The sequence below is a fragment of the Bacillus cereus group sp. BfR-BA-01408 genome, assembly GCF_022663305.1.
Classification (GTDB): domain Bacteria; phylum Bacillota; class Bacilli; order Bacillales; family Bacillaceae_G; genus Bacillus_A; species Bacillus_A pacificus.
Window position 1 is genome coordinate 201,157 of sequence record NZ_JAKUFF010000002.1, and the last position, 13,238, is coordinate 214,394.

Consider the following 13,238-nt stretch of genomic DNA (forward strand, 5'->3'; position numbering starts at 1 on the left):
TCCATTCAAAAACTACTCACGATATCATTACATGCACAAGCAGCTCTCTTTATGACAAAAGACGTGGACAAGCTTCTAAATTTAGCTACATTGCATATACATTAGAAGGTGCCACGTCTTTTACCCCGCTATTTGTGGGCAGTAAGCTCCCCATCTCAACATTCTGCAAAAGCGAAGAAAATAGGTGGGGGATCAACTGCCCATAAAAGCCCGATTGGTTCAACTAATAATCAGTGGGACGAACACCCCCCACTGATTAAAGTTTCACTTTATCCTGAATCTACATTGTATATGTAGACAAGCACGCGTTTCAAATTTTCATGTTAAAAAGAAATATGTTTCGGAATTTCCCCTTCTGGTACTTCTCCGTCCATACTTAAGTAATAATGACGAATTGGTCGTAAATTATCGTCTAATTCATAAACGAGTGGTATACTCGTTGGAATATTTAATGAAACAACACCATCACTTGAAAGGTTATCTAAGTATTTCACTAGCGAACGAATCGTATTACCGTGTGATGAAATAATTACCTTTTCACCACTTTTTAATGATGGCGCGATTTCTGAATGCCAATAAGCAAGTACTCTTTTCTCCGTATCCACTAAACATTCAGTCAATGGAAGCTCACCTTTTTTAAGTGCTTTATATCTTGGATCATTCATTTCATACCTAGGATCATCTTCAGTAAGAGCAGGTGGTCTTACATCAATACTTCTTCTCCAAATATGAACTTGCTCCTCACCATATTTTTTCGCCGTTTCATCTTTATTCAATCCTTGCAATGCACCGTAATGTCTTTCATTTAGTTTCCAACATTTATGTACTGGGATCCATGCAAGGTCCATCTCATGAAGTACAATCCATAACGTCCGAATTGCTCGTTTTAATACAGATGTATAAGCAACATCAAAAGTATATCCATTTTTCTTTAATATTGCTCCTGCTTCTCTCGCTTCACTTAATCCATTCTCTGATAAATCTACATCAGTCCAACCAGTAAAACGATTTTCAAGATTCCATAAACTTTGTCCGTGACGAATAAGTACAAGTTTTATCATTATAATTCCCCTCTCGGAAATGTGAATTGTATTGTTCCATTGCGTACACGTGTCAACTACCCCATTGAGACAAAACGTTTCAGTGGGGCTTGAGTTAGAACGCTAGGTCTTTTCGTCTATCACTAGACAGGTTGACGCTCTAGCATTCATGCCACCATACGATAACACCTCAAGTAAGTTTTGGTTGGTACTGGCAACGAACGATTGTTTTCCCACTTGCACCCCCCTTTCAAAAAAGAGCAATTCTTCCTTATGGAAGAAGCCACCACTCAGATGACTCCGGCGTGTGCTACAAGCCCCGACAAATCGAGTACACATGGATGGTTGACACACCCACTAAGCTATGCACGAAGCAACAGCCTTACGTTTTTGCACTTCTAATAGAATCGGCGTTTTCACTTTGAGATTGCCATCCAATTGTACAACTCTTGATTTTTGCAATGTATTCAGCACACCATTAATGTCAGTATGGATACATGTTCCTGCTTTACTTCGGTACAATCTAAATGTAGGAGATTTTTTTATTTCTTACATTTTTAGGCATACGTATTTTAATGGAATGGATAAAATCTGTTCTTTTTCAAACTATAAAACAGATATATTTCTTATCATTTTTGATCGATTACAACTTCTCGCTTCGACATCCAAGCATCAAAACCTGATCGGCTATTTGCCATTTCATTCATAACTTGATGCCAATTTTCTTCACACGATTCACCAAATTTTGAAAAAATAGTACCCATTTGTTGCCTTTGTACATCGCTCAATTTTTTCTCTAATTCGGTACCTTTTTCTGTTAAAGATAACTGTTTCACACGACGGTCATGTGTAGCTTCATTACTCTCAATTAAACCCTTTTCCACAAGTTGTCGTAATGGTCCGTGTAGAGCCTGTTTACTTATTTCTAACAGTGATAATAACTCATTTACGCTTAGACCTGGAAAGCGTGCGATAAAAAATAAAATTCGGTGGTGTACTCGTTGTATGCCATACTCTTTTATAATTTCATCTGGCTTTTCAGTAAATGTTTTATATGCAAAGTAAAATAATGCTAATGCTTCATTCATCTGTTCTTCTTTATGTTGTGTCATCTATTTTCCCCCTGTATGTAAATTATACCACAATCCAGTAATCAATATTTTAATGAACGCATTTGAACTTCTTTCGTCTATTGAAATATTCATTGCACAATTAGGAGATGATTCATTTGAAAACGCAATATACTGTAAGTACATATTTATTAGACAGACTAAGCGAATTAGGAATTGAGCATATTTTTGGTGTCCCTGGTGATTATAATTTGGCTTTTTTAGATGATGTAGTAGCACATGAAAAGTTAGAGTGGGTTGGCAATTGTAATGAATTAAATGCAGCATATGCTGCTGATGGATATTCTCGTATAAAAGGAATCGCTGCTCTTATTACCACTTTCGGTGTTGGAGAATTAAGCGCCATTAACGGTGTTGCTGGCTCATACGCAGAAAATGTACCTGTTATAAAAATCACGGGGACACCACCTACAACAGTAATGGAGAATGGAGCACTCGTTCATCATACGTTAGGTGATGGAAAGTTCGATCACTTTTCCAATATGTATCGAGAAATTACTGTAGCGCAAACAAATTTAACCCCCGAACATGCTACTGAGGAAATTGATCGTGTGTTACGTGCATGTTGGAGTGAGAAACGCCCTGTTCATATTCAATTACCGATTGATGTGTATAATAAACCAATTAATAAACCTACGGAATCCATTTTACATAAACCAGTTGTAAGTAATAAAGATGCGCTGGATAAAATGCTTTTACATGCAACTTCGAAAATAAACAGTGCCAGAAAACCTGTTATTTTAGCTGATTTTGAAGTGGCTCGTTTTCATGCTGAAGAATATTTGCATCAATTCGTAGAAAAAACTGGATTTCCTATCGCGACATTAAGTATGGGGAAAGGAATATTCCCTGAAAAACACCCCCAATTTATAGGAATTTATACTGGTGACGTTAGTCCTTCATACTTACGAAAAAGAATTGATGAATCTGACTGTATTATTAGTATTGGCGTGAAATTAACTGATACTATTACCGGTGGCTTTACACAAGGATTTAAAAAAGAGCAAGTAATAGAAATCCATCCCTATACTGTGAAAATTATGGATAAAAAATATGGACCCGTTGTAATGAAAGATGTTTTAAAACAATTAAATGATTTAATCGAACATCGCAAAGAAGACACACTTGAAATTAAGCCGTTTATTTCAGAATCACTACCTATAACAGAAGAGTTCAATCCAAAAGCACAAATGATTACACAAAAACGATTTTGGCAACAAATATATCATTTCTTACAAGAAAACGATGTTTTAATTGCAGAGCAAGGAACGCCTTTCTTCGGTAGTGCCACTATCCCTTTACCAAATAACACCACTTATGTAGCACAACCATTATGGGGATCAATTGGTTATACATTACCTGCTCTACTTGGTACACAGCTCGCTAATTTATCGCGGCGTAACATTTTAATTATTGGTGATGGTTCTTTCCAATTAACTGTTCAAGAGTTATCAACTATACTTCGGCAAAATTTAAAACCGATTATATTTTTAATTAATAACAATGGATACACTGTTGAACGTGCAATTCATGGTCAAAATGAAACGTATAATGACATACAAATGTGGGATTACACAAAACTAGCGAACGTATTCGGAACAGAAGAAAAAAGTCTAACATGGAAAGTGGAAAATGAAACAGAGTTAGCAGAAGTTTTAACGAATATAACTGTAAATAACAATCAACTTATCTTTATTGAAGTTGTAATGAGCCAAGGGGATCAGCCTGAATTGTTAGCTAAACTTGGGAAAAGATTCGGCATGCAAAATTCTTAATAAGGCAACGTGTAGCAAAAAATAATAACAGGTTCAGCTGAGAGTTGTAAAATTTGTTTATATACTCAAAATACACAAGAAAAAGGATGGCCATTGCCATCCTTTTTGACATATATTGAACTTTCCCTATTTTGAAGACCATTCTTCAACTAATCCCGGTATAACAAGTAATAATTTTTAATCCATCTTTAATTTTATAGCTTTTGTGGCAATAAAAGTTTTAATATGCTTATCTAATATTCTAGTTCCGCCAAAATCATCCTCATAAAAACCACTTATAACTAAACCAGCTTCAATTTGACCTTGAATTTGGTCTTCAAGAGTATGTGCATATTCTATTGTTTGATTGGAATTTACATAATCTTGAACTTCATCCTCTGGTAAGTAGTCTAGTGTTGATGAAGGTATAGAATGTTTAACATCAAGTATACCCTTTTGCTCTTGATTGTCATCAAAAATCCATAGTAACGGATTTGTAAATCCTGAAATAAGAATTCCTCTATTCTTTAGTACCCTTGATATCTCATTCCATACAAGGTTAACATCTTTTACAAACAAATTAGAAACGGGATTTACGACAATATCAAAATATTCATCTTCAAAATCACTAAGGTCTGACATATCCCCTTGAACTGTTTTTAAAGTTAACCCGTCCCGTTCTGCTACCTTTTTATCTTGTTCCAACTGCTTTCTTGATATATCAGTAACTGTTACATCTGCTCCAGCAGCAGCTAGAACAGGTGCTTGTTGCCCTCCACCTGACGCTAAGCAAAGTATCTTTAATCCATCTAATGATTTTGGAAACCACTCTCTAGGAACTGATTTTTCTGTGGTAACTGTGATTTCCCATTCACCTGATTTACTTCTTTCAATAACCTCGCGACTTACAGGTTGTGTATATCTAGAACCTTCTTCAACCTTTTTATCCCATGCATTACTGTTTTGTTGAGTTGTATCCATTATAACTATTCCCCCTAGCTATCTTGTTATATTTTAAATGTAAGATCATTTACTATAAAAGCTTTCCTTTTTCTATTAACGTAACCAATAATTAATACATATTTTTCTATATTTATATTAACAGATAAAAAGCAGCAATAAAAACAAAATATTCTAAATAGGAAAAATACAAATTCGTTTAAACAAATAAAAAGGCATTCCAAACCTGTTGACGGTTGGAACACCTTTTTATTTGTTATTTAAATTTTTAACCTCTTAACTACACTCATTAAACAAATCAATTACAATTTATTCCGCAAGCGTTAACTGCCAAGACACACCATACTTATCATTTAACCAACCAAATTTTTTACTAAACGGATAGGCACCTAAAGGCATAAGTACTGCTCCATCCTCCGCTAGTTTATTAAAAGCCGTTTCAATTTCTTCTTCCGTATTACAAGTTACATAAAGAGACATAGCTGGTGTAAATGTAAAATTATGATTTACATAACTATCTATGCACATGAATTCTTGCCCGTGTAACGTAAATGTTGCCTGAATTACAGTACCCTCTTTACCAGGTCCATTTTCATCGTAGCGAGAGATACTTACAATTTCTGATTGATCAAATAGTGATGTGTAAAAATTCATCGCTTCTTCAGCTTTACCTTCAAACATTAAAAATGTAGTGATTTTTTGATTTGTGTTACTCATACAGAGACAACCCCTTGTTATGTATTTATGCAAAATATACATCGGCCAGCAAAACCGAACGTATTTTCCCGTAAGTGTATTGTCTATAAAAACGATGAGTTTGTCAATTATCTACTTCCTTATTTCTTCTTAAATAATGCTGTCCAAAGAAATGATTCTCCAAACATAGTATTCGGTTGTTCAATTTGCTTCATTTTTCTAATTTCAATCACTTCAAATCCCTTAAATACCTCTCTTAATTTCTCTTCCGAATAAGCCAGACCACCTTGCAGACTCCATCCTCTATATACGTCCCAATCTGTTATTTCTGAGCCATTTCGCTCATCTAAATCGCCTGCCGCAAAACATGTTAATCCGAAATAACCACCTGATTTCAATGAGTTTTTAATTAAATCCACATAATTTATTCTTCTATGTGGTGGAATATGATGTAAACAACCCGAATCGTATACAAAATCAAATTCATTTTGGACCTCTAAATTAAAAATTGAATCACAAATAAATTCAATTTCTATCCCTTTTGCTAAAGCCCGCTCTTTCGCCCATTTAATGCCTTCTATAGATAAATCCACTGCCGTTACATCAAACCCTTCATTTGCTAGATAAATTGCGTTTCTACCCGGACCACATCCAAGTTCTAGTACTTTTCCTTTTGAAACCCAATTTTTATTTATATACGAAACTAGGTTCTCATCTGGAACGTTTTCAAAAAACGGAACATCTTTTTCTCTATTCGCATAAAATTCATTCCAAAATGGTTCTGCTGGTCTTAATAATGAATCAAGCATTTTAATAATATCTTCTTGATTATGCAACGTTTCATTTTTCACTTGTATCCCTCCAAATTTAAATAGTCAGAAAATCATTATACACCTTTCAGAACTTTCAGACAAAAAGAAAAACTCCTACATTCAATAGGAGTTTTTCTTTTTAAAATCCAAGTATAGCTAACCATTTTAACAACTTCTCTTCTCGCGCTTTTAAATCATCGTTCCTAAGCTTACCTAACTGTATTTCACTCACAATTTCTCCGTCCGCCATAAAAAGAACTCTTTCTGTTTTCGCTGCTACCTTTACATCATGAGTCACTAACATAATAGTCGTTCCATCACGGTTAATATTTAATAAAATTTGCATTACCTCTTCTGTTGATTTTAAATTTAGAGCACCCGTTGGCTCATCAGCAAAAATAATATTTGGATTATTAATGAGCGCTCTACAAATAGAAACTCTTTGTAATTGCCCTCCAGATGCTTCGGTTATATAATGAGACGCTATATCACTTATCCCCATTTTCCCCATTAGCGCTAGAGCACGTTTATTTACTATTTTCTTACTCTCACACTTCGCTAAATATGCTGACAAAATGATATTATCAAATAGATTCAAGTTTCTAAGAAGGTTACTCTGCTGAAAAATAAATCCTATTTCAGTAAGGCGCAACTTGGCTAACGCTTCTTCTTTCATACAAGATATTTCTTTACCACCAATTTTCACACTTCCTGATGACATTTGATCCATTCCACTAATATTATATAGTAACGTCGATTTCCCAGAACCAGAAGGCCCCATAACCGATACAAATTCTCCCTCATAAACCTCTAAATCTATATTTTTTAGCACGTGATAATTTGCATTTCCATCTATTGAATATGTTTTGTTTACTTGCTTTACTTCTACAATTTTTTTCAAGTTTTACACCCCTACTCCCCATTTGGCTTTACATCGTTTGTGTGCTTTATAGTAAAACTACTGAAAAGTGTTGTTGCAGTCACACATATAAATAATATCGCTGGGCATATTATATAAGAAACGATAGGATTTACGACAAACTTTATATGAGCTGCTCCCATAAATGAGCCTAACCGACTTACTAACATTTCACCAAACGTAGCAGCTATACATGTCCCTATCACAATGCCTAATAATACAATGACGATAGAACGTGTTATATACTGTATACGAATATCTTTACTAGAAAAACCGATATTTTTCATAATTAAAATTTGCGAAGAATCTTTTGCTAATAACATTTTAAAAAGCATTGCAGTAATTAAAACTGATATCAATATCGCAATCAAAATAGCCACTTGAGTCACGAGTCTTAATTGTTTAATTGTCTCTCCTAAAGTTTGCGTTAAATAATCATTCGTATCTGTTATTTTTGCAGAACTAAAATTTTGTTTATACTCCTTCACTTTTTCTTGCAAATCAACATTAGACTTTAAATCTACATTTACTACATACCATAATATGTTTTCGTTATTATAAGAAAAGTTCGCTTTAGCTGTTTTCCCGCCATTTGTTACATCTTGATACATACCACTAATCGTAAGTGTTTTCTCTTTCCCATCAACAAATAAAACGATAGAATCCCCTACATTCTTTTTTAATTCATTTGTGTTCATATAAGAAAGAGCAATTTCATTTTCATTTTTTGGTGCCCTACCTTGCATATAGTCTAATGGAAATGTAGTGAAGTCTCCCACTTCTACATGTAAGTTTTCATGTGTACCATCAGCGCTTACCATTTTAAATGTACTCGTTACAAATGTTGCATATTTTTCTACTTCATCATCATTTCGTAAATATGATATAACGTCCTTAAATCGTTTCTCTATATTTTCAGTTTGCTGTAAATCTATTCGAATATCACTTTTTCCTGTTCCCATATAATTAACAAACTTCGGTGACTGAATCGTATACAAAAAATTAACAGGTACAACAATCATAAACACAGCTATTATTAATACGATACTTAATACGCGATATAACTTAAATCTTTTTATAACATCTTGTATACCAATAAATATATTTACATTTTTAAATTTAGATCGATTGAGTGAAAAAGAGTTTCTAATCTTTCTTTTCCCTATTTTATCTCTTGATTGTAAAGCATCTATTGCTGTAATTCCCCTAAATTTCCATAAAATGATACGACAGAACAAGATAACGACTAAAAATAACAGTGTTGTAATTATGAATGGCACAACATTGTGTAAAATACTTTTATCTGCTGCCCCCATATAAAGAGTGATATTCGAAGTGAATATCTTTGTAACAAATAGGGAAAGTATATATCCACATATACACCCACCAGCTGAAATAACAACATATTTTGTTACATATAGTTTTTGAATATCTTTACTTGTAATGCCAATAGCTTTCATAACACCAATTTCCCGATAATCTTCTTCCATCGAAGTAGTAATCGTAAATCTAATACATAACATTGCAATTAACATTAATAATGCACTTATTATGATAAGTACCGCAGCTACTATTCCATCTGTTAATGAATTGAGTGTTTTAAATAGTGAATACGTAATAGAGGGACCTTTTTGGGGTAAGTTCGATGACTCGTATAGATTTTCAAATTCATTTATTTTATTTACATCAGTTAGCTGGAATTCAATAAGATATTCGCTTTCTCCAAAATTCCTTTTTATTCTTTTGAAATCTTCATTGCTTATTACGAATCGTTTTGAACTAACAATTGATGGATTCATTTGAACATCACGAACAAATGCTGAAATAGTAAATTCTAGTTCATTCTTATTTTTATCAACCCATATTTTATCTCCAATACGCAAATTATATTTTTGCATATAATAAATGGGTACACCTATTTCCCCTTTCCTAACATCAACCACTTCATTATTTAAATTTAATAAAAAATCAAACTTACTATTTTGTTTAACGAAGCTTATGTCCATTACACTATTATGTTCCGCTTCATTTTTCTTCTTTATAAAAATGTTAGATCCGTTTATTTGGACCATCTCAGCCGTTTGTTGTTTTTTTACAAACGGAGTTTTTTCTACAAAGGAATCAATTGACTTTTGATTTACTTCTCCGGCATGCATTTGTACGAAATGCGGTGCGTTTGATACTTTAACCAATTGCTCCATTGAGTTCAATAGATTTATAACGTTACTTGAAGCACTAGCCATTAAAAGACTTGATAACATGATAAACATAAATAAAATGGTAATTATCATTTTATTTTGAGAGAAATCTCTTTTTAACATTCTCCTAATCATATTAAGCTAGTTCCCTTCATTCGATAGTATTTTCTTCGTCACAACCGCTATTAATAACATTATGAAACTAATAACTAATATAGGTAAATAAATTTTCATACTGAATTCTTCAAACATAAAACCATAAACGACTTGCCCAATCGGTGCCATACATTGGGATACCGCTGTTATAATTGCCATTACTTTTCCTAAGTTTTCATTTGGTGTTTTCTTTTGAACTACAGTAATCACATAGATGGATACAATTGTCATGATCATTGCAATTAGAATAGAAGAAAGTATAAAGAGGATAAATGGTGGATAGTATCCTAAATTAAGAATAAATGGTGTAACTGATAGTGCCATTGGTATTACTAATAAAGCTATTAAAATCATCCAATAATACAATGTTTTCATCTGTAGCTTTTTCGCAAAAAAACCTATTGATAATGCACCTATTATAGTAGCAAAATCGATCAATCCCATTCCAATTCCATATAACGTGTGGCTACTTTCCATTGTGACTCGTATAATAATTGGAGCACCAACAACAAATAGCGGCGTCAGTATTAAATTTAGTAATGCGGCTAAAAGCATAGATTTCAAAATAAATGGCTGTTTTAAAACGTATATAAACCCTTCTTTCATATCCTTTACAATTGTCGGTATGATATGACTTTCTTGCACTCTCTTTATAAAAGGTATTGTAATAAACATTTCTAAAATCGCAGATAAAAAGAAAGCAAGACAGCTTATTATGACGAGCATTTTCAAACCAATTATGCCGTATAATATTCCTCCTAATACAGGAGCAACTATATTAGATAATGCTTGCACACCATTTACGATACCGTTCGCTTGTTCTAACTTTTTCTCTGGAACTAATTGCGGAATACTGGCCATTACTACCGGTGCGTACATTGCACTAATAATCGCTAGTAAAAACATAATTGTTCCAATCGATAAAATAGATACAGATCCAGTAAATAACAAAACTATAAAACTTAATACAATCGCAGCGTTTATAAAATCAAATATAACCATTACATTACGGCGATTGAAACGATCTGCTATCGCACCGCCAAGAGGAGCTAGCAAAAACGGAATACTCGTTACCGCATATAATCCTGCGAATATATCAGCACGCCCTGTTATATCTAGCACATATAATGACAGAGCAAAACGTAAAAGTGTTGAACCTAAAATAGTAATAATTTGTCCACTCACCATTAAATAAAAATCCTTCATCGAAGGTTTTATACTAATAGACATTATAATCACACCCTTCCTTTAATTTAGACCGACTGTCGGTCTATAATAAACAAACAAAAAAGCATTATTTCTGCTTCATTAAAACCTCCATCATATAATCAAAGGATCCTTCTTTCGCTCCAACAGATACTTCCATCATTTTAATATAAGCTTTCGCTCTTCTCATCATTTCTTCCGGTTTCCATTGGAATAACCCATCATCAAATATGACTTGCGCGGAGGATAGTAATAGTTCAATCGTTTCTTGTGGGTATGGTGTAGAAAATACACCTTCATCGATTCCTTGTTCTAAAATCTCTGCTAAAACAGGAGATAAATGAATAATGGATTGCACTATACTTTTTTGATGCATTTCCGCATTATTTGGTTGATGAAATTGCTCAATCATTTTATCTTTTACATCCCCTGATTTTGGCGATTGCTCCATTAAAACTCGAAATAACTTTTCTAACACTGGGATATTGGGATTAGAGACAATTACTTTCGCTTTAGCAACATCTTCTTTAATGATCCTCATAATGATTTCATCCATTACTTCTTCTTTCGACTTAAAATAGTGATAAAACGTCCCCTTTGCTATCCCTATCTCTTTTAAAATGTCATTTACTGTTGTTTTCGTATAACCTTTCGTAACAAACAAGCGTTCAGCCGTTTCTAAAATTTCTTTTCTACGCTCCTCATACTCCTTTACTATTCGCATTCAAGTTCTCCTTCCCGCTAGACCGACTGTCGGTCTATTTAAATTATATGCTTAGTTAGTAAAAAGTTTCCTGTTATTGTACATATACACCATCTTACTTTCTATTTCCTTTATGAATTTTAAATTTATTAATACGGTAAATGAAATTTCAAAGATTATTTCTATGCAATCACTCTTGTGCTTATATCGACTTCGTTGCATAAAAACAAAAAATAGCCGCAACGCTTTGCGACTATTTTTGAATACTAACTATTTAACGGCCACGTCTTTGCTGACCTTGTTTTGCACTACTTTTCTTATTACTTGGCTTATTAAATGATCGGTTACTATCATTTCTCGAACTATTTCTTGAATCGTTTCTTCGGCCACCTTTAGAACCACTTCTTGAACCTTCACGGCTATCTCTTTGACGATATTGATCTGATTTTTTTGGAGCCGGCTTTGGTACCGGTTTTCCATTTTCATCAACATGTTTTATCTTCGGTTGTTCGATTATTTCTCTTTGCAGTGGTGCACCAAGCGTTTTTTCAATTTCTTCTAAATGTTTTTCATCTTTCGCTGCAACGAACGTAATTGCAAGACCTGATCCACCTGCACGTCCTGTTCGGCCAATGCGGTGAATATAGCTTTCTACATCTTCAGGGATATCATAGTTAAATACGTGTGTTACACCATCTACATCAAGTCCACGAGCTGCTACATCAGTCGCAATTAAGTACTGAATTTTAGCTTCGCGGAAACTCTTCATAACTCTTTCACGTTTCGCTTGAGGTATATCACCATGAAGTTCAGCACAATTATAACCTCTCCCTTTTAAATCATCATATAGCTTACTTGCTCTAACCTTTGTACGACAGAAAATAACTGCTAAAAATGGCTGATCACGATCCATAACAAAACGAAGTGCATCCGGCTTTGCACGATCTGTCGTCTCAATGACACGCTGCTCAATTGTATTTACCGTTACTTCTTCACTTTGTATTTGAATCATTTGCGGCTCATCCATATAACGTTTCGCCAATTTTTTAATATCTTTTGGCATCGTTGCTGAGAATAACATCGTTTGTTTACTACGAGGTGTCTCATCTAAAATATCTTCAATATCATATAAGAAACCGAAATAAAGCATTTGATCCGCTTCGTCTAATACAATCGTTGAAAGATTACTTAAATCAATTGTTTCACGTCGTATATGATCTAATAATCGTCCTGGTGTCGCAACAACAATATGTGTATTGCCTTTTAATTTCCTCAATTGCTGTGCTACATCTTGACCACCATAAATCGCTAGAACATTAATATCATCTCTTTGAACAAGCATTTTTTTAATTTCATTCGTAATTTGCAGTGCTAGTTCCCTTGTTGGCGCAACAATTAAAGCCTGAACATCACTACACTCTGGATCGATTTTTTCTAAAATCGGTAACACAAATGCTAATGTTTTACCCGTGCCTGTTTTTGCCTGCCCAATAATATCCTTACCAGACATAATAACAGGAATTGCCTTCTCCTGAATCGGTGTTGCTTCTGTAATTCCATTTTCACGTAATGTATGATTAAACGTTTCACTAATTCCTAATTCTAAAAAGTTTTTCAAATAGACCACTTCTTTTCCTTATTTTTCACATTAGCTTTCATTGTAC

The 13,238-nt window shown here is 33.8% G+C and carries 11 protein-coding genes and 1 pseudogene; 1 reads left to right on the top strand and 11 read right to left on the bottom strand.

The window, feature by feature from the left end:
• Nucleotides 1-323 precede the first annotated feature (323 nt).
• The 3 genes and pseudogenes from gpmA to MR083_RS02315 form a co-directional block, all read right to left on the bottom strand.
• Nucleotides 324-1,061, bottom strand: a complete 738-nt coding sequence (gene gpmA, locus MR083_RS02305; protein WP_000594137.1) for a 2,3-diphosphoglycerate-dependent phosphoglycerate mutase — start codon at nucleotides 1,059-1,061, stop codon at nucleotides 324-326.
• A gap of 336 nt (nucleotides 1,062-1,397) precedes the next feature.
• A pseudogene (locus MR083_RS02310) lies at nucleotides 1,398-1,580 on the bottom strand (RNA-guided endonuclease TnpB family protein); the annotation flags it as partial.
• Between the two features lie 89 nt (nucleotides 1,581-1,669).
• Nucleotides 1,670-2,152: a MarR family winged helix-turn-helix transcriptional regulator gene (locus MR083_RS02315; RefSeq protein ID WP_016717517.1), complete on the bottom strand. Its 483-nt coding sequence runs from the start codon at nucleotides 2,150-2,152 to the stop codon at nucleotides 1,670-1,672.
• Between the two features lie 107 nt (nucleotides 2,153-2,259).
• On the opposite strand from MR083_RS02315, the gene MR083_RS02320 reads away from it, so the two are divergent.
• The gene (locus MR083_RS02320; protein WP_242268413.1) at nucleotides 2,260-3,945 is read left to right on the top strand and encodes an alpha-keto acid decarboxylase family protein; all 1,686 of its coding nucleotides are present in this window, start codon (nucleotides 2,260-2,262) and stop codon (nucleotides 3,943-3,945) included.
• A 177-nt stretch (nucleotides 3,946-4,122) separates the two neighbouring features.
• On the opposite strand, the gene MR083_RS02325 is transcribed toward MR083_RS02320, so the two are convergent.
• From MR083_RS02325 to MR083_RS02360, 8 genes are all read right to left on the bottom strand, one after another.
• A complete protein-coding gene (locus MR083_RS02325) occupies nucleotides 4,123-4,905 on the bottom strand; it encodes a class I SAM-dependent methyltransferase (RefSeq protein WP_000381776.1) in 783 nt (260 codons plus the stop codon).
• A 288-nt stretch (nucleotides 4,906-5,193) separates the two neighbouring features.
• On the bottom strand, nucleotides 5,194-5,601 hold the full coding sequence (locus MR083_RS02330; protein ID WP_000072497.1) for a VOC family protein: 408 nt from the start codon (nucleotides 5,599-5,601) through the stop codon (nucleotides 5,194-5,196).
• Between the two features lie 119 nt (nucleotides 5,602-5,720).
• Entirely contained in the window at nucleotides 5,721-6,431 is a 711-nt protein-coding gene (locus MR083_RS02335; RefSeq protein WP_014893742.1) for a class I SAM-dependent methyltransferase, read from the bottom strand.
• Between the two features lie 100 nt (nucleotides 6,432-6,531).
• The gene (locus MR083_RS02340) at nucleotides 6,532-7,293 is read right to left on the bottom strand and encodes an ABC transporter ATP-binding protein (protein WP_000724598.1); all 762 of its coding nucleotides are present in this window, start codon (nucleotides 7,291-7,293) and stop codon (nucleotides 6,532-6,534) included.
• 11 nt (nucleotides 7,294-7,304) lie between these two features.
• Nucleotides 7,305-9,644, bottom strand: coding sequence for an ABC transporter permease (locus tag MR083_RS02345; protein ID WP_242268414.1), 2,340 nt, complete (start codon nucleotides 9,642-9,644; stop codon nucleotides 7,305-7,307).
• Between the two features lie 6 nt (nucleotides 9,645-9,650).
• Nucleotides 9,651-10,898, bottom strand: a complete 1,248-nt coding sequence (locus MR083_RS02350) for an MFS transporter (protein WP_116733357.1) — start codon at nucleotides 10,896-10,898, stop codon at nucleotides 9,651-9,653.
• A 61-nt stretch (nucleotides 10,899-10,959) separates the two neighbouring features.
• Nucleotides 10,960-11,595 carry a TetR/AcrR family transcriptional regulator gene (locus MR083_RS02355; RefSeq protein ID WP_016717511.1) on the bottom strand — a complete coding sequence of 212 codons (636 nt, stop codon included), beginning with the start codon at nucleotides 11,593-11,595 and terminating at the stop codon, nucleotides 10,960-10,962.
• A gap of 253 nt (nucleotides 11,596-11,848) precedes the next feature.
• Nucleotides 11,849-13,201 (bottom strand): DEAD/DEAH box helicase, encoded by a 1,353-nt coding sequence (locus MR083_RS02360; RefSeq protein WP_242268415.1) that lies wholly within the window; start codon nucleotides 13,199-13,201, stop codon nucleotides 11,849-11,851.
• Between the last annotated feature and the right edge of the window lie 37 nt (nucleotides 13,202-13,238).